Source organism: Streptomyces sp. NPDC031426 (assembly GCF_055581585.1).
The window spans coordinates 12,620-32,975 of record NZ_JBVIJE010000050.1 but is presented as its reverse complement, the minus strand read 5'-3'; the positions used below and the strand labels follow the sequence as shown (position 1 = coordinate 32,975).

14 protein-coding genes and 1 pseudogene are annotated in these 20,356 nt (G+C 68.6%); 7 read left to right on the top strand and 8 right to left on the bottom strand.

Annotated features, from left to right (window positions below):
- Positions 1-521 (bottom strand): glycosyltransferase family 2 protein (locus ACZ5NH_RS43455; protein WP_468783757.1); only part of this gene is annotated, 521 nt, incomplete at its 3' end.
- Positions 522-713: 192 nt separating this feature from the next.
- Positions 714-1,805, bottom strand: a complete 1,092-nt coding sequence (locus tag ACZ5NH_RS43450) for a hypothetical protein (protein WP_468783755.1) — start codon at positions 1,803-1,805, stop codon at positions 714-716.
- 297 nt (positions 1,806-2,102) lie between these two features.
- On the opposite strand from ACZ5NH_RS43450, the gene ACZ5NH_RS43445 reads away from it, so the two are divergent.
- From ACZ5NH_RS43445 to ACZ5NH_RS43435, 3 genes are read left to right on the top strand one after another with little or no spacing between them, the layout of a single operon-like run.
- On the top strand, positions 2,103-3,290 hold the full coding sequence (locus ACZ5NH_RS43445) for a lipopolysaccharide biosynthesis protein (protein ID WP_468783753.1): 1,188 nt from the start codon (positions 2,103-2,105) through the stop codon (positions 3,288-3,290).
- On the top strand, positions 3,283-4,608 hold the full coding sequence (locus tag ACZ5NH_RS43440) for a hypothetical protein (protein ID WP_468783751.1): 1,326 nt from the start codon (positions 3,283-3,285) through the stop codon (positions 4,606-4,608). Before ACZ5NH_RS43445 ends, ACZ5NH_RS43440 begins: the two co-directional genes overlap by 8 nt.
- A 17-nt stretch (positions 4,609-4,625) precedes the next feature.
- Positions 4,626-5,393, top strand: coding sequence for a glycosyltransferase (locus ACZ5NH_RS43435; protein WP_468783749.1), 768 nt, complete (start codon positions 4,626-4,628; stop codon positions 5,391-5,393).
- A gap of 8 nt (positions 5,394-5,401) precedes the next feature.
- Here ACZ5NH_RS43435 and ACZ5NH_RS43430 read toward each other — a convergent pair whose 3' ends face one another.
- Positions 5,402-6,547 carry a glycosyltransferase family 4 protein gene (locus ACZ5NH_RS43430; RefSeq protein ID WP_468783747.1) on the bottom strand — a complete coding sequence of 382 codons (1,146 nt, stop codon included), beginning with the start codon at positions 6,545-6,547 and terminating at the stop codon, positions 5,402-5,404.
- A 157-nt stretch (positions 6,548-6,704) separates the two neighbouring features.
- Here ACZ5NH_RS43430 and ACZ5NH_RS43425 point away from each other — a divergent pair, with 157 nt between their 5' ends.
- Positions 6,705-7,412 carry a class I SAM-dependent methyltransferase gene (locus ACZ5NH_RS43425; protein WP_388634710.1) on the top strand — a complete coding sequence of 236 codons (708 nt, stop codon included), beginning with the start codon at positions 6,705-6,707 and terminating at the stop codon, positions 7,410-7,412.
- A 32-nt stretch (positions 7,413-7,444) separates the two neighbouring features.
- Positions 7,445-8,623 (top strand): annotated as a pseudogene (wecC, locus tag ACZ5NH_RS43420) (UDP-N-acetyl-D-mannosamine dehydrogenase); the annotation flags it as partial.
- Here wecC and wecB read toward each other — a convergent pair.
- On the bottom strand, positions 8,525-9,853 hold the full coding sequence (gene wecB, locus ACZ5NH_RS43415; RefSeq protein WP_468783744.1) for a non-hydrolyzing UDP-N-acetylglucosamine 2-epimerase: 1,329 nt from the start codon (positions 9,851-9,853) through the stop codon (positions 8,525-8,527). The pseudogene wecC and the gene wecB overlap by 99 nt on opposite strands.
- 262 nt (positions 9,854-10,115) lie before the next feature.
- Here wecB and ACZ5NH_RS43410 point away from each other — a divergent pair, with 262 nt between their 5' ends.
- Together ACZ5NH_RS43410 and asnB are read left to right on the top strand one after the other, a co-directional pair.
- The gene (locus ACZ5NH_RS43410) at positions 10,116-12,404 is read left to right on the top strand and encodes a bi-domain-containing oxidoreductase (RefSeq protein WP_468783742.1); all 2,289 of its coding nucleotides are present in this window, start codon (positions 10,116-10,118) and stop codon (positions 12,402-12,404) included.
- Positions 12,404-14,311 carry an asparagine synthase (glutamine-hydrolyzing) gene (gene asnB, locus ACZ5NH_RS43405; RefSeq protein ID WP_468783740.1) on the top strand — a complete coding sequence of 636 codons (1,908 nt, stop codon included), beginning with the start codon at positions 12,404-12,406 and terminating at the stop codon, positions 14,309-14,311. The genes ACZ5NH_RS43410 and asnB overlap by 1 nt, the downstream gene beginning before the upstream one ends.
- Here the strand turns inward: asnB and ACZ5NH_RS43400 are convergent.
- From ACZ5NH_RS43400 to ACZ5NH_RS43385, 4 genes are all read right to left on the bottom strand, one after another.
- Complete coding sequence (locus ACZ5NH_RS43400; protein ID WP_468783738.1) at positions 14,287-15,465, bottom strand: hypothetical protein; 1,179 nt, start codon at positions 15,463-15,465, stop codon at positions 14,287-14,289. The genes asnB and ACZ5NH_RS43400 overlap by 25 nt on opposite strands.
- Positions 15,466-15,699: 234 nt before the next feature.
- Positions 15,700-17,157: an exopolysaccharide biosynthesis polyprenyl glycosylphosphotransferase gene (locus ACZ5NH_RS43395; protein ID WP_468783736.1), complete on the bottom strand. Its 1,458-nt coding sequence runs from the start codon at positions 17,155-17,157 to the stop codon at positions 15,700-15,702.
- A 258-nt stretch (positions 17,158-17,415) separates the two neighbouring features.
- Positions 17,416-18,510 carry a glutaminyl-peptide cyclotransferase gene (locus ACZ5NH_RS43390; protein WP_468783734.1) on the bottom strand — a complete coding sequence of 365 codons (1,095 nt, stop codon included), beginning with the start codon at positions 18,508-18,510 and terminating at the stop codon, positions 17,416-17,418.
- Positions 18,503-20,332: a DUF4012 domain-containing protein gene (locus tag ACZ5NH_RS43385; protein ID WP_468783732.1), complete on the bottom strand. Its 1,830-nt coding sequence runs from the start codon at positions 20,330-20,332 to the stop codon at positions 18,503-18,505. Before ACZ5NH_RS43385 ends, ACZ5NH_RS43390 begins: the two co-directional genes overlap by 8 nt.
- Positions 20,333-20,356 lie beyond the last annotated feature (24 nt).

Here is a 20,356-nt window from a genome sequence, read left to right as displayed (position 1 = left end):
CGCAGACCCGTGCGACAGACCGTGGACATTCGGACGAGTGTGTTTCCGGATTGGGCGGGCCCTTCCAGCGGCCCGTCATCCTGGGTCCTCACCTGGCGAATCAGCCGCCCCTCGTCGAGCCATCGGGGTGCCCCCTGAGGCAGACGGATCACGACAGGACCCACGACGACGTCGGCGTCGTTGTTCTCGGCACTGGCGACCAGGGCGCCGAGCCATTCCGGAACCGGCCGCTCGTCGTCGTCGATGAAAACCAGCGCATCGTACTGCCAGGCGGCGTCGATTGCCGCGTTGCGGACCTGGGAGTAACCACGCTTCTCGACGCGCCGGTACGCGACGCCGCAGGCGTCCGCGGCCTCACGGGCCGACTTCGACCCGGCCGCCGAGTTGTCCAGGATCAGGATCGACACCGCGCGCGGACCACTGCTCTCGGTGACTCGAGCCTGCTGAACGAGGTCGTCGAGCAAAGGACGGAGCGGGCGCGCACCTGTGGTCGGCACCGCGATGAGAATGGTCTTCAGCATGCTGGGCATAGGAGGCAATTGCCTGTCTGTGTTCCGGAGGAGCGGAGTAGTGGTCGCGCTCACATCCGGTCGGAGTAGCGGAATTATTCCCGCGGTCGGACGGAGAGCCTAGCTGTGACAACTCCGGACGCGGCGCGCGGACCTTTCACGGCCGCAGGAATCTCACTCGTCCGGGGCACGCCAGCCGATGCATCACAAGAGTCCGATTGCCCGCAGTCTCTCCCGGGCGGTACGAATTCGTACGCTCCAATCACCCACCTCACGCAGTCGTTTCAGCGCCCGGTCGACGACCGGCTGCCAGCTGCCGGGTGAGGCCAGGATGTCCAGCACCTGTTGAGCTGGGTTGTTCCAATCGACCTCGACGACAGGATTGAAACCCATGAGGGCCACCAATTCCGAAGGTGCGTGCCCGAGCACAAGACACCCTGACGCCATGCTTTCGAGATATCGCTGAGTCATCGTCTCCACGTTGCCGGAACGCTGTGGATGCGTGAGCGAGGACGGGAAACAGACCGAGATCACCGCATCCGACAGGCCGCGCCGCAGAGCGTGTTCATCCGGATACACGAGTCGGCCCGGCTCGTTCTCGTACAGGTGGGGAAAGGGAGAATGCAGCCGCACGGCCTCAGTGATTGCCTCGTGCCAATCCGCGTGCCGACGTCCGAGCTCCAGGATGCCGACCCTCCTCGCATCCAGGCAGGTGCCGGAATCGTGCCGAGCGACCCGTGTCGCCTCGGGGAGATGGATGACCTGGGACTGAGGCAACGCCTCAGCGAGGAATCGTGCCGACTGGAGGGCCGTGACGAAAACGGCCGGGGGCCGTAGGGGCCGTAGCCGACGGGCCCACAACTCCCAGGTCGGCTCCCACACGTCCCAGCAGTACGGGACGACATCTCCCGCGAGGCCGGCCGCGTAGAGCTGGCCGAACCGTGCTCCCATCATGGGGACGATGACCGGTCCTTTACGGCGGCGCCGCCGATGAGGGAGGGAGAAGTGTGATCTGGCGAGAGTCCGACCGATCAAAGGCGGGGTCCTGACCTCCATGCCGTGGGCGCCCTGTCCGATGAATTCGGCGACCAGATCCCTCACCGCATAGTGCGAGGGATGTTCCTCATGCAGCGGGACCGCCACGCGCAGTTCAGTGGTGGGGCGATCACGGGATCCAACGGCAGTCGTTGCCCCTCCGCGGACTCCTCGCAGCGAAACGATCACGTGTCCGAATTCCCTTTGTTTTTCCGGCAGGCGACGAATATACACCGATTTCCGGTGATGCTGCCGTAGCATGCTGACACACTTCGCCAGGAAGGGACGTCCGCACGTGGTTCTCCACGCTCATAGTTCAGTAGGGCCGGCCGCGTCGTGACCGAATGGAGGTCGCCCGGCGAAGCCCGGGAAGAAGTATCGGTCCGGTCGCCTTTTCGGACAGGACCTCCGCCGCAGCGAGCACAGTCGGCACAGGAGCGGATCGAACCTCAGCGAAGCGTCCTCGCCCCCCATCTGCGGGCCGCCGGACGTTCACTCGGGGTCAAAGCCGTGAGTCTTCCCGTTACCGCAGTTTCCACCCTTGTTGCGACACGGACCGTGGTTGATGCCCTGGGCCCGACCGGCTTTGCCTTCTTCGCGCTCGTCACAACGCTTCCGCTGCTGTTGCCGCTCAATGATCTCGGCACCGGTGCGGCCATTGTGGAAGCGATGGGAAAGGGAAACGCCAGCAACCGTCGGGACCTGCACGGAACGATTATCACAAGTGCGCGCCTGCTCAGTTGCGCGGGCATCCTGAGTGCCCTTCTGGGTATCGTTCCTGCGTGTTTTGGCGTGTGGAGCACCGTGCTCAATTCTGGGGCACAGCGATCTGGTGAGGTTTCGGTCGCCGTCGCCTTCACGCTCTTCGGGTGCAGCCTGCCGCTGAACCTGGGAAATTCCGTGTTGATCGCGTTGAACCGAACCCACACCGCCCTGCTGTTCCAAATGCTGGGCAGCGTCCTCACCCTGGGGTTCATCGTGCTGTCGGGGGTCGTGCACGCGCCGTCCGCGGCCTTCATCGTGTCGGGCTTCGCTGCGCAGTGTCTGGTGGGCGCAGCCTGCCTGCTGTGGGCCGGGCGCATTCTCGGTCTGCCGCTGCTCGGGATGGTCCTGGGAAGCCTCGACACCCGGCACACTCCCACACGCATCTGGCACCTCGCCGGGCCCATGGCCGTCATCAACGCCGCTTTGGCCGTGGCCTATTCGACCGATCGGCTGGTCCTCGTCCATACCGCCGATTCCGATGCCGTCGCCGCGTACTCGGCCGGTGCGCGTCTGTTCGCACCCGCTGTAGCTCTGGCCAGCGCCACCGGTCTGCCCCTGTGGACCGTCTTCGCCCGGCAACGCGGCACCTCGGGTCGGCCGGACGCACGTCATGTTTCACGCCTGACCCTGTACTTCGGGATCGGAGGCGCGATCCTCGGCGCGGGGCTGATCTTCTTCGGTCCGGCGGTCGCTTCCTGGATGTTGCACGGAAAGGTTGAAGTCGGGACGGGACTCATGGCTGCCTTCGCGGCCCTGCTGCTGGTCCAGTCCGCTTCCTATCCGGCCAGCATGTGGCTGACCGACGCCGCCGGTCTGAAGTACCAAGCGCAGAGAGCCGGAGTGATGGCGTTGGTGAATCTAGCCCTCTCGATCGTCCTGGCGCGTCATCTCGGTGCGAGCGGACCCGTCATCGGATCGGTCGTCGCCGTCATGACCTGTCTCTTCCTCCCCAACCTCCGGAGGTCCATGTCCCATGCTTGACACGAAGATGTCCTCCCGGACAAGCACGGGGAAAAGCCGCATCATTGTGCGAGAGCTGCCTGTCAGGCAGCCGCAGCCGGCGCGCTCGTCGCGGGGACAGGGCGGCCGTGTGGTTGTGACTGCGGCTGTCGGCCTGGGCAATGCATGGGGACCTTATACGCAGTCGGGTCTCACCATCGGACACGTTGTCGTACTGATGATCACGCCTGTGGTCCTCGCCACTGCATGGCGTTGGAAGATGGCGCGTTGGAACCTTCTCCTCTTGCTTGTGTGGCTGCTCGGGGCCGCCCTGACCGAAGTTGTGGCGGACGACTCGATTCATGACACGGCCCTGGTCCTGTCCCGTCCGCTTGCCGTTCTTATGAGTTTCTGCGGTGGGATGTGGGCCCTCCAGGGTCGGCCGGCTGTTGTTCGCGTGTACGTCGTGTCATTCGTTGCGGGACTGACATGCAATATCGCGATTTTCTTCCGGAGTAATCCGACTATCGACGCATGGAAGTACGGATACGGGCCGGTTGTCAGCCTGGCGGCTATCCTTATCGCATTCGCGCTACTTTCCCGGCGGATGCATGTCAGTGCAGCCGTCGTGGTGATCGTGGTGGCCCTTGTCAGCCTCCTTTTGGGGTTCCGCTCGGAGTTTATGATCGTTTGCTCGGCGGGTGCCGTGGCAGTGCTCGCCGGGCGTCGTGAAGCAAGGCTCAGTTGGAAAAGAGCCTTCTTCATCCCGGTCGGCTTGATCCTGTTTGCCAGCACCGTCCCGACCCTTTATGGCTACCTGGCCTCCGAGGGAGCTCTAGGGGCGGAGCAGCAGTACAGATGGGAGGGCCAGAGCGAGGTGGAGGGCGGGGTACTGGTGGGGGCCCGTCCGGAAATCCTGGCGTCCTATGTAATCATCAAGGAGTCCCCGTTCATCGGCAGGGGACTGACACCTCAGGTGAGCCGCGAGACCCGGAGTGATTTTCTGGGGAAACTGCGGGCCGGCGATGTCGATTTCAACGAGCGTCGAGAGAACTACTATTTCGGCAGAGGGCTTTTCCTCCACTCGATTCTGTTCCAACTCTGGGCGGAGAACGGCATCGCGGTGCTTCCTGGAGTTCTGCTTCCCGTGCTGCTTGTTCTGCTGTCCCTCGTTATTGCGATCAAAAATGGATCCGGGCCGTATGCTCTGCTCTTCGCATTCCTTTTTGCGCAACTGGGCTGGGACCTCGTTTTCTCTCCATGGATGAGGCTCGAGGGTCTCTATCTCGGCACCGCTGCGGCGGCCGCCCTGATTTTTCGTGGGACTTCTGGTCGGGCCCGCGAATCCCGTATGCCGTGACAAGCCAGGAGGCCAAGATGATGCGCGTCGGAATGGTGGTACCCACGCTCGGCGATCGTCCCGAACTGCTGATGGAGTGTCTGAATTCGCTGACCGAGCAGGCATATAGCAGGCTTCGCCTGGTTGTCGTGTCATCTCCCGCTGCGCTGACTGCGGTGGGGCAAACCACTTCTCCCCGCACCACTGTGCTCCCGCAGAGCGGCTCCGGCATTGTGGATGCAGTCATGACGGGCTGGAAATACTTCGGTGACGGTGTGGACGTCATGGGTTGGCTGGGCGACGACGATCGGCTGACCCCGGGGTCGATCACCCAGGCGCTACGTGCCCTTGAGAGCCGACCCGACTCCGCGATGTCATACGGTCAGGTGCGCTACATCGATGGCGATGGAAAAGCCTTCAAAATCATGCGCCCTGGACGGGTGGGTCCACTGATGTTGCGCTTGGGGTACAACATGGTGTATCAGCCCGGTTGCCTTTACCGACGTACCGCGGTGGAGGCAATCGGAGGACTTGACAACAACTTTCGTCTTGCCTTCGATGTCGATTTCCATCGGAGGCTCGCGGCCTTCGGAGGGCTGCGCTATGTCGCCTCGGTCCTCGGTGAAATCCGCTATCACCCCGGCTCATTGACGGTCCGTAGGCACTCCGAGTCACAGCGCGAAGCCGAACTCGCGCTCAGTCGGCAGATGCCGGACTGGCTACGCCGGACGAGACCGGTCTGGCGGCCGGCAACCGACGTTCTCCACCGCGCGGCGGCGAAGGTCGCGGGTCGGTCAGCCCGGTAGCGCCATTTTCAGGGGCAGCGTCCATCCATCTCGAGCATGTGCACGACACCATCCGCGAAACTGGTGCTGAACCGCTCCAAGGTGTAAAAGCCGGCGTCGGCCTCGCATCCCTTCTTCAGACGTGCCAACAGGGTGGGATCGCAGAGTGCATCCGCTACCGTCTGGGCGAAGGATTCCACGTCGTCCGGTGCGATCAGACAGTTTCGCCTGTTTTCCAGATACTCGAACTCCGGACCGTGGCCGGGCTGAGGAACGGTCACTACGGGAGTCTGCAAAGCGAATGAGACGACCGCGCACAGTCCTACGGCTCCCGGTGCCAGCATCAGATCAGCTGCCTGCCCGAGCAGCGCCCGTTTCCCGTCATCGAACACGTTGCCCAGGTACACTGTTTCTGCCCCCCGAGCATCGGCCTGCTCAACCAGGTGTCGCTCTGTGCCGTCGCCCGCCACCAACAGTCGAAATCCCGGCAGTCGCCGGGCGACCGAGGCCGCCGCCGCGAGAAGAAAACCAGTGCGTTTGATCGTGTCGAGCCCACCGAGATAAACAGCAGTACGGCCGGGGACGAGGCGATGGCGTTCCCGGAACGCTTGCAGGCGATCTTCCGCGACCCTTGTCCGTGCTTCCCTCAGCGCCGAGGTGTCGATGGAGTGATACACCATCGTGATGCGCTCGGCCGGGAACCCCTGGGATACTTCGTGATCCGCTCCTGCCTGGGTAAATGCAAAAAACCAGTCGGCACGGCGGGTGAGTGCGCCCGTCGCGACCTTCCGGGCCCAGCCTGCGGTTCTCAGGTGTGTGTAGGTGTGCCCCCATAGAGCAATGGCCGGCGTGCGTCGGGGATTAAGTAGCGTCGCATAGAGCTCCACATTGTGGAGCGCCTGTTCCAGTACCAATGCGTCACAATTCCTCGCCAGCTCACCGAGATCGCGGTGGACCAAAGTTCGGGAGCCGATTCGGAATGTCCGCTGTCGCAAGTGAACGGCGGTTTCCAGGGATGCGGTGTCGGCGCGTACTGCTTGATCGCCGTGGGCATCCCCATGGGCCACCACGAGTTCTACTCCGCGATCTGAGAGATCCATGGCAAGGCGCTGAAAGAATGCGGTGCGGTATTGTGAAATGTACGGCTGCACAATGGCGATTCGGCGACGAGGCATTTCTCTCTCCAGGTAAGGCTAGGCACTACCGGACCGATCATTATTTGTGATTTCTGCATCATCGGTGCCGTGGTCCGTGGTGTGTCATTCCTCAACGTTCCGAGGAATCAAGGATACTCTCCTGATAAAGAGTGGGTGGGTTAAGAGGAGAGGTGTCATGTCGAAGTCTGGGTTCTTTTCCCAGCAGCTTGTCAGCGCGCCGGTGTGGGGGGATCGGGATGCTCTGCTGCTGAACCTCTGTGCTGGACGTCGCGTCCTCCACGTCGGCTGCGCGGATTCCCCTTTGACCGCCGAGAGGCTGGAGAAAGGATCACTTCTGCACGCCAAGCTCTTGCGGGCGGCATCTGAAGTGCATGGTGTGGACGTCGACCTTGCCGGCGTAGAGCTCCTGCGCGACCGCCTGGGGGGTGAATACTCGGTGGCCGATGTCGCAGATCCGAAGGACAGAGGCGACCTGGTGAAATTCAGGCCTGAAATCGTACTGGCCGGTGATGTCATCGAACACGTGCGGGACGCCGCCTCGTTCCTGCGCGGCATTGTGACCCTGATGCGGGAAGCGGGCGACGGTGTCGAGCTGATCCTCTCGACTCCCAACGGCTTGGCCGCCAAGAATATGATCAACACGTTGGCGGGGCTGGAGATCATCCATCCGGACCATGTCTATGTCTTCACGCCTGCGTCGCTGGCGCGCCTGGTCTCTGACTGCGGGCTGCGCCCGAAACAGTGGTTCTTCTATCACGTCGACTCCGGCAATAGCCCCAGGGCTCGCTCCTACGACGCTGTTTCCCGCATCGCGGCCCACCTGCGGCCGGCCTTTTCCGAGGGGCAGGTTCTGGTCTGCCAGTCCATCCCCGAAGGGGCCTGAGGGGTACGCACCTCCGGAAAGGAATTCTCCTGGTGTTCTCCAGTGTCTGCGTCGTCGGCCTCGGCTACATCGGCCTGCCCACCGCCGCCGCGCTCGCCACGAACGGGATCGACGTCGTCGGTGTCGACGTCAACCCGGCCACCGTCGAACTCATCAACAGTGGTCGCGCCCCCTTCGTCGAACCGGATCTGGCGGTGGCCGTCAGCGGCGCCGTAGCCATGGGACGGCTGCGCGCCGCGGCCGCACCCGAGCCCGCGGACGCCTTCGTCATCGCCGTACCCACCCCGCTGGAGGAGGACCGCACGGCGGACCTGTCGTACGTGCGCAGCGCCGCGGCGTCGGTGGCGGCGGTCCTCAAAGCGGGTGACCTCGTCATCCTCGAGTCCACCTCGCCCCCCGGCACCACCGTGGAGCTGTCCCGGTTGCTGGGCAAGCACCGCCCCGACCTGACGTTCCCCCACGAGGGCGGCGACGCGCCCGACGTGCGGGTCGCGCACTGCCCCGAACGCGTCCTGCCGGGGCGGACCATGATCGAGATCGTGACGAACGACCGGGTGATCGGGGGCGTGGGAGAAGGCTGCGCCGACCGGGCACGGACTCTCTACGAGGTGTTCGCCAAGGGGGAGTGCCTGCTCACCGACGCGACGACGGCGGAGATGGCCAAGCTCAGCGAGAACGCCTTCCGTGATGTCAACATCGCCTTCGCCAACGAGCTGTCCATGGTCTGTGACCATCTCGGCATCGACGCCGGCGACGTCATCGCCCTGGCCAACCGCCACCCCCGGGTCGACATCCTGAGGCCGGGGCCGGGCGTCGGTGGCCACTGCATCGCCGTGGACCCCTGGTTCATCGTCGGCTCCGCGCCCCGGCAGTCGAGGCTCATCCGGCTCGCCCGCGAGGTCAACGACAATCGGCCCGACTACGTGCTCGGCGAGGTGGTCCGGACAGCCGAGAGGTTCAAGGACCCCGTGATCGCGTGTCTCGGACTGGCCTTCAAGGCGAACATCGACGACCTGAGGGAGAGTCCCGCCCTGCACATCGTCACGCAACTGGCCGAGCGACAGGTCGGCCGGCTGCTGATCGCGGAGCCCCACATCAGGGAACTGCCGCCGTCACTGGCACAAAGGGGCGGGGCCGAACTCGTCGACATCACCACCGCCGTGCGGGACGCGGACGTCGTCGTGCTGCTCGTGGACCACGACGCCTTCCGCGTAGTCAAGCGGACCGCGCTGCGCGGCAAGGCCGTGTTCGACACCCGCGGCCTCTGGCGCTGACGCGCAGCCGCCCGCGGAGTCCGGCACGCGGCCGAACTCCGCGGGGCGCTCGCACAGTCCCATCCAGTGCCCGATCGCCCGTACGGTACGGTCCGCGGCCCGCCCGTCGCCGTACGGGTTGACGGCCCGCGCCATCGAGGCGTAGGCCTCCCGGTCGTGCAGCAGCACGCGCACCTGCTTCACGATGTGTTCGCGGTCGGTTCCCACCAGGCGGCTCGTGCCGGCCTTGACGGCCTCCGGGCGCTCCGTGGTGTCCCGCATGACCAGCACCGGCTTGCCCAGGCCCGGCCCCTCCTCCTGGATGCCGCCGCTGTCGGTCAGGATCAGGTGGGACCGATCCATCAGCCGGGCGAAGGCGCCGTACGCGAGCGGTTCCGTCAGTCGTACGTTTCCGATGCCCTCCACATGGGGCAGGATCGCCGCCCGCACCACCGGATTCGGGTGCAGCGGGAAAACGATGAGCAAGTCGGGCTCGGTACGGGCCAGATCGGCGAGGGCACCGCCGATGGACTCCATTCCGCTCCCCCACGACTCACGGCGATGGGCCGTCACCAGCAGGACCCGGCGGGTGGTGTCGTCGAGGTCGGCCAGTGCCGGGTCCCCGTAGTGCGCCTTCTGCCCGACCGCCCAGTGCAGGGCGTCGACGACCGTGTTCCCGGTGACCACGACGGACGACGGGGCGACGCCGTCCCGGAGCAGGTTGTCCCGGGCGTGCCAGGTGGGTGCCAGATGGAGAGACGCCAACTGGGTTGCCAGCCGGCGGTTGATCTCCTCGGGGAAGGGGGAGTACCGGTCGTCGGTGCGCAGTCCCGCCTCCAGGTGGACCACCGGGACCTGGTTGTAGAAGGCGGCGAGAGCGCCGGCGAACGCGGTCGTCGTGTCCCCCTGGACCAGCACCGCGTCCGGGCGCTCGCGCCGCAGCAGGGGGCACACCCCGTCGAGGACGCGCATGGTGATGTCGGTGAGGGACTGACGCTCGCTGAGGATGTTCAGGTCGTGGTCGGCGCGGATGCCGAACAAGGCGTGCACCTGGTCGAGCAGGCCGCGGTGCTGGGCGGTCACCGCCACCGTCGACCGGAACATCCGGGACCGGTTGAGTGCCTCGACGACGGGGGCCATTTTGATGGCCTCCGGTCTTGTTCCGTAGACGACCATCAGTCGATTCACTCGAAGTCTCCTTCTGAGCGGCGCCGGACCGCACCCGAGGCGGGCCGCACCGGTGGCCGAGTTCCCGGAGCGGAATATGCGCTCTTCGGCCACCAGCGAACCGGTATTTCGGTACATTTCCTGCTATACCGGACGCGTGTTCACCCATGTGCATGGAGATGTTCGTCCATCTGGTCCGCTCCGCAGGAGAGGCGCACGTCCCGGTGCATCGCCCTCCCTACAGTGCGCCGTGACCCGCGCTTCCCTTCAGTGAAGGCAGGAAATGAAAACAGTCCTTCTGTCCCCGCGTACCGGTGCCGTCACGCTGGGAGAAATTCCCGCCCCCGAAGCAGCCGCCGGGACGGTGTTGATCCGCAACGAATGGTCGCTCATCAGCGCGGGCACGGAACGGGCCACCGTCTCGACCGGCGCGCAGAGCCTGATCGGCAAGGCGCGGCAGCGGCCCGAGCAGGTGGCGCAGGTGATCGACAGCGTGAAGCGGTCGGGATTCGCTGACACCTACCGGACGGTCCAGGACCGGCTGGACCGCCCAGTGCAGCTCGGATACTCCTGCGCGGGCACGGTCCTGCGGACGGGTGAGGGCGTCGACGACATCCGCCCGGGCATGCGGGTCGCTGCCGCCGGGGCCCGCTACGCCTCACACGCGGAGATCGTCGCCGTACCCCGCAACCTGGTGGTTCCCGTGCCGGAGGACGTGGACACCCAGTGGGCGGCCTTCGCCACGGTCGGCGCCATTGCACTGCAGGGCATCCACCAGGCCGAGGCGGTCCCGGGCTCACGGATCGCCGTCATCGGCCTCGGCCTGCTCGGCCAGGTCACGCTCCAACTGCTGCGCGCCTATGGGTACGACGGGGTGGGCATCGACCCCGACCCGGCCATGGTGGCACTCGCCGACTCGGCGGGGCTCGCGGCCTTCGCGCGGGAGACGGACTGTCTGCCCGACGTCGTATCCCGGCGCTGGGCGGGTGCCGGCGCGGACGCGGTGCTCATCACCGCCGCCACCGCCAGTTCCGACCCCGTCGAGGTCGCAGGCCACCTTGCCCGTGACCGCGCCACCGTGGTGGTCGTCGGCGACGTGGGCGTCGTACCGCCACGTTCGTCGTACTACCACAAGGAACTGTCGATCCGTTATGCGCGGTCCTACGGCCCGGGGCGGTACGACCACCGCTTCGAAGAGCGCGGCCACCCATACCCGGAGGGCTACGTCCCGTGGACGGAACGGCGCAACCTCGCCGAGGTGCTCCGGCTCCTGGCGACGGGGGCGCTGGACCTCGCCCAGCTCAAGCCGCGGGTCTTCCCCGTAGGGGAGGCGGCCGAGGCCTACGAGACGCTGAAGCCGTCGTCCGGCGGACGCAGCGTCGCCCTGCTCCTGCGCTACCCCGGGTCCGCGCAGCTCCCGCCCCAGCCGGCCTCGCCGGCAGGCTCCCGCACGTGGGCCGCGCCCCGGGGCACGCTGCGCGTCGCGGCGATCGGCGCGGGCAACTTCGCGACGAGAACGCTCTTCCCCGAGCTGAAACGGGAGCCCTGCGTCGCGTTCTCATGGGTCGCCAGCGGACGGGGGCTGTCCGCCGCGCACCAGGGTCGGCGGTGGGGTTTCCGTACCGTCGCGGAGAGCGCCGAGGCAGGCCTCGCCTCGGGCGACGCGGACTGCGTGATGGTCCTCAGCCGCCATGACAGCCACGGCCGCTACGCGGCGCAGGTGCTGCGCGGCGGCGCCGCCCTGTACTGCGAGAAGCCCCTGGGCCTCACGGAGGCCGAACTGGAGGACGTGGCCGACGCGTGGCTGACCTCCGGCGCCCCGGCGATGGCCGGGTTCAACCGGCGGTTCGCCCCAGCAATGCGGGATCTGCGCGCCGCGCTTCCGGCGGGAGCACCTCTCCAGATCGTCTACCGGATCTTCGCGGGCCGGCTTCCGGCCGAGCACTGGTACTTCGACCCTCGGCAGGGTGGTCGGCTGCTCGGCGAAATGTGTCATTTCATCGATGCCGCAGGCTTCCTGGTCTCCGGTAGGCCGGTCGCGGTGCAGGCCGTCGGCGTGGACGCGACGGACCCGGCCGTTGCGCAGAGCGTCACCCTCCAGCTCACGTACGACGACGGCTCAGCCGCGTCCATCGTGTACGGGGGGCTGACACCGCCCGGTGCCCCCAAGGAACTCCTGGAAGTGGCCACCGACGGTATGGCGGCCAGGATCGAGGACTTCGGCTCGCTTGCCGTGTGGAAAGGTGGCAGGGCGGCCACGACGAAGTACCGTGGCTCGCCGAAGGGGCACGCGGCCGAGATGCGAGCCCTCGTGCGCCTGGTCCGCAACGATCCCCTGGACAAGGAGACCACTGCCACCGCCGACTTCGCATCGGCGCTGCGGAGTTCCCTCGTCGCGTCCCGTGCGGCCCGCTCGCTCACGGAGGACCGCGTCATGGAGGTCGCCCCCGCCACACCGGCCCTGGCCAGGGCACTGGAGTGGCCGACACCCCCTTCCGCCCCAGCAGCCGCGGTACCGAAACCAGGCGGGCAGGCGGATGGTGGTTCCCCTGCGGCCACGGCGGCGATCTGATGTGTGGCTTCGTCGTCCTGCTGAACAGGAGCGCCCCGCACCGGCCGTCGTCCCACCCGGACCTGTGCGCGGCACTCGCGCACCGCGGCCCCGACGCGAGCGGGCACCTGGATCTCGACGGGGGGAACTGGCATGCGGAGTTGCACTTCCGCCGCCTGGCCATCGTGGACCTGGACCCCAGGAGCGACCAGCCCTTCGGTTCCCCGGAGCGGGGAGTGCTGGTCTACAACGGCGAGATCTACAACGCTCCGCACCTGCGCGAGGTGCTGCGGAAGCGGCACGTGAGGTTCACGACCGCGGGCGACACCGAAGTCCTCTACGAACTGCTGCTGCAGCCGGACGCACCGCGGCTGCTCGACCAGATGGACGGCATGTTCGCCTTCGCCCTCCTCCTGCCCGACGGCGAACTGCGCTACGGGCGTGACCGACTGGGCATCAAACCGCTGTACGAGGCGGTGGACACCATGGGCCGAACAGTCGCGCTCGCCAGTGAGATCGAACCACTGCGGGCCGCCGGACTGGCCGGCGACGCCGACCCGGTCGCGGTGGCGCAGGGAGCCATGTTCCTGTGGACGCCGCCGCCGCGGACCGGCTGGCAGCGAGTGCGGGCCGTGCCGATCGGGACGGTGCTGTCGCGGCGGGCTACGGGATGTGACCCGGCGTCACCGTGGTGGCGAGCTGGTGCCGCTACGCCCCCAGAGGACATCGGTACCGCCGTCCGCGAGTCGGTCGCCCGGCAGGTGCGTGCGGACGTGACGGTGGGACTGTTGCTGAGCGGAGGGCTGGACAGCAGCTGGCTGGGCGTGGAGATGATCAGGGACGGCTTCGCCGGACCCGCACTCGCCGCCCGGCCGCGGAACGCGGCGGCCACCACGGAGCCGTTCGAGGACGACGCCCCCTACGCCGCACGGGTGGCCCGGCGCCTGGGTCTGCCCCTGACGTGGGTCGACCTGGACGTCGACGTACTGCGCCTGATCCCGGAGCTGGTCACCACCATGGAGGTCCCCTTCGGCGACCCGGCCGCCGTCACCCTCATGCAGCTCTCTCGCGCCGCAAGCGATGAGGCCACCGTGCTGCTGTCGGGGCTCGGGGTCGAGGAGTTGTTCCTCGGTTACGAGCGGTACCAGGCCGTGCTGCTGCTGCAACGGCTCCCCGCGTGGGCGCGGCCCGCCCTCGGCGCCACCACCGTCATCCCCGGCCCCCGGCGCTACCGGGGCCGCGCGGACAAGTTCGGGCGACTGCTCCAACTCGGCCCCCGCGACTGGTCGTGGGCGACGCAGGCGTACTACTCCGGGCGGGAGTGGGCAGCGCTGTCGCCGCTCGTCGGTCTGGACGCGGTCACCGGGCGGCATCGCGCCGTGGCGGGCGCCGTGCTCGACGCGGGCGGGACCGCCCTCGCGGCGCTGGCGGAGTGCGACAGGCGGCTGTTCCTGCCGGGGCTGAACCTGCTCTACGGCGACCGTGCGTCGATGCGTGCGAGCGTGGAACTGAGGGTGCCGTTCCTGGGAGAACCGGTGGTTGCTGCCGCCCTCGGCACCGTCGCAGAGGAACAACTGCGGCTGGGCGACGGCAAGGCGCTCTTCCGCGCCGCCGCGGTGGCGGCGGGTGTACCGGAGTTCGTCGCCCGACGCCCCAAGACGGGGTTCGGGGCGCCGGTACGGTCGCTGCTGCGCGAGCACGGCGGCCGTCTGTGGACCGAGGTCCGGCGCTCCCCGCTGTTCGACGACGTCTTCGACCGGCGGACCGCCGACCGTCTCGTCGCCGAACACGTGCAGGGCAGGCGTGACCGGGGGCTTGCGGTGTTCGGGCTGTTCTGCGCGGCCGTTTGGTGGGAGCGGAACGCGGTGGGAGGGCCGGGGCGGACCGCAGACGTCCTGTCGGGCTACGAGACGGCTCCTGTCCGCTGACTGCTCGGGTCGGAGTGTGGTGGTCTTGGCACTTCTTCCTGACCGCCCGGCAGCACGGCGTGCAGGGCGGTCAGCGCGTCCAGAAGGGGAGCGGCGCTCCACCGGGGCGACTCCCACAGAGCCCTGTTCCTTTGGGAGCCCTTGGCCCACGGGTCGGTGCCCAGGCCGGGGTAGCGGCCCACGACGGCCGTCAGCACGGCGCGGGCGAAGTCGGGCGGGACGAAGCCGCGCTCGGCCGCCCAGGCCGCCATCCGCACCGCCGTGGCGTCGTTGTTCGGGTCCCGTCTGGTCCGACTGCCCGCGAAATAGCGGGGAAGAGGGCCGTCGAACAGGTTCCGTAGGTAGTGGTCCACCCCCCGTTCGAGAGGGACCCGCACATCCAGGCCGAGCAGCGTAGCGGTCCGTTCAAGGCGAAGCAGTACGTATCCGGTGTGGAAGCCGTCCACCCAGTCCAGTCGCGGACCCCGTCCGTACGGCCACGAGCCGTCGGGGCGCTGACCGTCCAGACTCACCTCGACGGCTCCGCGGGCCCCATCGGCCAGCCGGTCCGCAAGTTCCCCGGGCAGGACACCGGTGAGGGCCAGGCGGGCGGCGAGTGCGGCACCCATGAGGTTGGCGTTGTGGACGAGGGCGCCGCTGGTCGGTGTGTAGGTGAAGAACTCGCCGTTGTGCAGGTGCGTCAGCAGTCCACGGGCGAGCGACCGCACGGCCTCGTCGCCCAGCGTTCCGGTGTCGAGACAGCCATCCGCGCAGAAGGTCGTGGCCACCAGGTTCGGGACGGAGGCGGGGTAGTAGGCCCAACGGGTCTGCACGTCGAACTCGTAGCGCCACAGCCCGGCGTAGCGCCCGGACATCTGCTCGGTGGCCGTCCATCGGCCCAGACGGAGGGCGCGCTCCCGCCACACGGGGGACGCGGAGAGCCGTGCGCAGGCGCCGGCCGCGGTTCCGGCGGCCGTGGCGGTGCGCAGGGGGCGAATGCCCAGGACCGGTCGCAGGTCGATCCCGCTGCGTTTGACGGTCTGCAGGAGCGCCTGCCGCAGCACGCGGTGCGCGGCCAGCCGTCCCAGCGGGCCGGTCAGCCCGTCGTACGGGTCGGGCCCCGCCCAGCCACGGGCGTCGGCCCACCGGAAGAGCCTGTCCGCCAGGGCGAGCACGTCTGTGGCTCCGGCGCATGGTCGGCGAAGGCTGTCCCCCGCAGTGCGGTGGTTCGCTCCGGAGCCTTCCCAGGACGAATGGTCGGTAGGGATTCTCGACGGCATGGGCCCTCCCGGGAGGATCGCCGGTGCTGGTGGGTGTCGCCGGTGGTGGCCGGCAGGGGAACGGGTCGGCACGGCCCCGGACCGGTCCACATCGGCGTCGGACTGGCCCGCAACGGGGTCGGCGGCTGCTCAGTAGGCCCCGGTACCCGCGACGACGGCGCGCACCGTGCGGACGAGGATGCCGAGGTCGACGGACGGGGACCAGTTGTCGACATACCTGAGGTCCAGGGCGATCGTCTCGTCCCAGGACAGGTCGGAGCGGCCGCTGACCTGCCACAGCCCGGTGAGCCCCGGTTTGACGGTCAGCCTGCGCAGTCCCACTTCGTCGTAACCGGAGACCTCGTCGGGCAGCGGCGGCCGCGGACCGACCAGGGACATGTGTCCCCGCACCACGTTGAAGAGCTGGGGCAGTTCGTCCAGGGAGTAGCGACGCAGCACCCGGCCGACACGGGTGATCCGCGGATCGCGGCGGATCTTGAACATCCGGCCGTCCTGCTCGTTGCTTCCGGCCAGCTGTTGCCTCAACCGCTCCGCGTTGGCGACCATGGTGCGGAACTTCGCCATGGTGAACGGCACTCCGCCACGGCCGATGCGGGTCTGCCGATGCACGACGGGGCCCGGGGAGTCCAGCCGCACGGCGAGGGCCACCGCCGCGAGGACGGGGGCGAGCAGCAGGATCAGCAGTGCCGCGCCCAACCGGTCCGTCACCGACTTGAGCAGCGGCGCAAGCCCACGGCGCAAGGGCGGGGCCACGTTCAGCATGGTGAGCCCGGCCACGGAGGAGACTCCGACCCGGCGCTTGGCCACGTCGGTCAGTCCCGGCACGACCACGAGCGGGCATTCGTCGGCGTGCAGCGCCCACGACAGCCGTCGCAGACGCGTTCCCGTCATGAGCGGTCCTGGTGCGACGAGTACCGTCTCGACGTCGAGTCGGCGGACCGCATCGAGCACCGCAGTGGAGTCGGCCGACATGCTCGGTGGCTCGTGTCGTTCGAGGCGGGCGGCGACGGGGGCCAGTGCCTGTGGATCCTCGTCGCCGATCGGGCACACGCCGACAACGACGAACTCGTGGTCGGTCCGCTGCGCGAGATGGCCCACCAGACCGTCCACGGCTTCGGCCTCCCCGATCACCAGACTCCGGCGGACGGTCCGTCCGTCGCGGCGTCGGCCGATCAAATGACGGCGGATCAGTACGTGCCCGATGGTGCTCGTCGGGGCGCAGGGCAGCAGCGCGGCCAGTGTGAGAAGGAAGGGGGACTTTTCGGCGGTCGCCGCCCACGCCACCGCGAGCAGTCCGATCATGATCCGCCAGTCCTTCAGCGCGGAGCCGATGTCGTCGCCCTCACCGAGATGGCGTTCGGCGTAGCGGTTGCGCGAACCGCGTACGAGCAGCCAGGCCATGGCCGCCACCGTCGCGTACGCCATGGCGTTCGCGCCCTCGATCAGTGCGAAGACCAGGTACACCGGCACCGCGGCCGCCGCCGCGTCGCCGAGGACGGCGGCGGCCGGGTACCAGATGGGTTTGCCGGTGCGGCGACCGGCCGATGGCTGCTTGCGGATGACCTGTGTCGGCGCAGACTCGATCATGGGTGCCTGGGGCATTGTCTCCCCGAACAGCCACATTCGCCCTCCAAAGGGTATCAAACCAGGACTAATCGAGTGTGTATGACCATCTATGGTGAAATGGGGCAGGACGTTGAGGCGGGCGAGAATCTCACCCGATGGGCAGAGCTTCATGCCTCCTGCCCATGCCGTCCGCTTCCGTCTGCGGGCGACCGATACAAACGGACCAAGAGCCGAGGTCGCGTCCCGTGATGCGACCCCTCGGCGGCGCGCGAACGCCGGCTACCGCATGGACTCCCGCTCGGGTTCGCTCTCCGTCTCCAACGGTTCGACCGGGATCTTGACGGAGTCGAGGAGCACCTGGGCGACGTCGACGCCCTCGCTGGCTCGGTGGACTTGCCGCCCGCGGCGGAACCGAAATCGGCAGTCACCGCTGCACCTCGGGCGTGCGATGCGGTTCGGTTCCTTCGATGTACTGGCCCATCCGAGATCACCCACCCACGCCGCCGCACCGTGGTGGCCCAAGCGGTGACCTGCGTCGCTGTGCTGCTGCGGCCGCCCGTCCGTCAGGCCGGCACGAACACCACACGGAACATTTTGGGCCAGCAACTTCCCGGTGATCAGGAACTGATGCGTTCGGGGGACGGCCGCGATGCCGTTCAGCGTGGATCCCGGGACGAGCTCGTCGCCGCGCAGCAGGCCCGACGCGTCGACGGTCGCCGTCACTGCTCCGGTGACGGGATCGATGCGCACGATCCGCTCGGTGAAGAGCACGTTGGCGTACACCGCGTCGCCGACGCACTCCAGCTCGTTGAGGTCGTTGACCGGGCGGCCTCCGTCGGTGACGGCGACCCCGCCCGTCGTCGCGAGCGTCCGTGGGTCACGGGACGTCAGGCGCGCCGAGCCGTCGCTCGTCACCAGCCGGTGGGACGCCCGCTGGAGGCAGGCGCCCCAGCCGTCGTCGGGGTACGGGACATGGCGCAGTTCCGCGAGCATCCTGGCGTCGCGCTCGACGGCGATCCGGTCCCGCCAGGTGAGCTGCCACAGGGATCGGCCGAGCAGGGCGATCCCCTCGCCGAAGACGGGTGCGGGCAACGCGGCGCGGACCGTGGGCGGTTTGCCCGGGGGCCCGGCCCGTACGGAGGACACGCCGGACAGCCCTGTGCTCTCGTAGAGCGTGCCGCCGGCCATCTCCAGGCCCTCGGTGAACGCCTTCGGGTCGTGCGGCAGGACCTGGAGGACCTTGACCCGCAGACGCTCGACCCGGCGCGCGGCGAGCGGCCGTTCGTCGGCGGCCCCACGTGCGGCCGCACACCATCCGAAGGCAAGCGCACCCGAGATCACCAGCGCCCCCTTCCGCCGCAGACGCTCACGCACCGCACGTCCCCTTCGCCCTCAGCGTGGTCCGCAACGGTGTCACCAGGGGCTGCTGCAGCAGGGTGGGGGTGCCGTTCGCGTGCGGTTCCAGAAGGTGCAGCACCAGCGTGCGGCTGGAGCCCGCGGGCAGCTCCAGGTCCAGCGTGTACACGGGGTGGCCGCGTTCCTCGCCGGACGCGGGCAGCGCCGTACGGCCGTCCAGAGTGGCGCCGGTGAGGGTGGCCCCGGTCCCGGCGTAGTACGACACCAGCAGCCGGTTGTCACCCGGCCGGGTGGGGTAGCGCGGGCGGTCCTCCCGCAGCGTGACGTAACCGGGCAGGCCGGAGGCCGGGGCCCGGTTGGTCAGGGTCACGGTCACGGTGACGGGGCGGTCGCCGCCGGTGCAGCCGCCCGCTTCCCAGACCAGGCGCCGGTCGAGGTAGTAGTCCAGCTTGGAGCCCGCCGCGTTGTTCACCACGAGCCCCGCGAAGGGGCCGGGGGAGTCCGGGAGCGTGCCCGAGTAGGGGCGCGACTCCAGGAGGCGCTGCTCTTGCGCGTGGGCGCTCCACACCTTCAGCCGTCCCTCCCGCTGGGCGTCGTTCACAGCGACGAGCAGCGCGGGCAGGCGGCGTGTGTCGTCGGCAGCCGCGAGCAGGGGCCCGGCGGCGGCGCGGGCCGCGTCGACGAAGAACGCCTTGCGCCGGGCGACGTCGTCGTACATCGCGTAGCTGGCCCGTTCGGTGAGGTCCACGACGTTGTCGGCGGTGAGCTGGGTGCCGTCGGCCATCCGGGCCGGGCCGGTGACCCGCAGGAAACGGCTCAGCGTCACGGGGTCGATGGCGATCGCGCCGTCCACGCGCTCGCCGGTGTGCTCGCGCCAGTACGCGGCCCAGATACGGGCCGCGTAGGGGAAGTGCGGGCTCATGTTGGAGTTGGGCCACGTACCGGTCGGATCGCTGCGCTGGTAGCGGGCGTCGAAGTCGGCTCCCAGGTCGATGTCCGCCTTCGCCGTGGCCATCTCGGTGTTGTTGCCGAACCGCTCGAAGGACAGATGGCCGCGCCGGGCCCGCAGCACGGCAAAGGCCCCCGGCAGGCCCCCGGTGCCGCGTGCCTCGGCGAGGTTCTGGAAGGCGAGGAAGTAACGCCGTTCCCCGTCTGCGCCGAGCATCGGCGGCAGGACACGAGCCGCCACGGACGCGTCGGTCATCACCGGGGCGAGGCGGTCGAGCTGCTGCGCGAGCCCGGCACGGGCCCGGTCGGCCGACGGCAGCCAGGTGGACCGGGGCAGCCCGTGCACGTCGGCCCGCACCTCGGCTGCTACGCGTGCGGCCCGGGCGACGTCCGGCGCGTGCTGCCGCAACGCCGTGAGGGCCTCGGACATCCCCCCGCCATGGCCGTCCGGCGTGGGCTGGGGCAACGCGCGCGCCAGCGGGGCCAACACCTCGCCGGCCAGGCGGTCCGCCGCGTAGGCGGCGCCGCGTACGGTCCTGACCGGCTCCCCGAGGAAGGGCAGGGCGGCGGCGGGGTACCAGGCCGGGCCGGTGGTGAGGCGGTGCGCCCGTGCGGAGTGGGCGGCGGCGGAACGCACCGCCTGTTCCCAGGATCTGGTGGCCGAGGGCGGCGCCCCGGCGGCGGAGCCGGGCGTCGACACGGGTGCCGTCGACTGCCGTAGCGCGTCGAGGTCCCGCTGGGCCGCCATCAGCTCTGAACGGGCGAGCAGTCCGGTGACACCGATCCAGGCGGCGCCGGCCAGCGGGAGCGCCGCGGCGGCCAGCAGGGCGTACCTGAGCACGCGACGGCGGCCCGGCGCCCGGTCACCGGAGCGGCGGGGGCGGCCGGGCACGGGGACGGCGTCCCGGTCAGGACC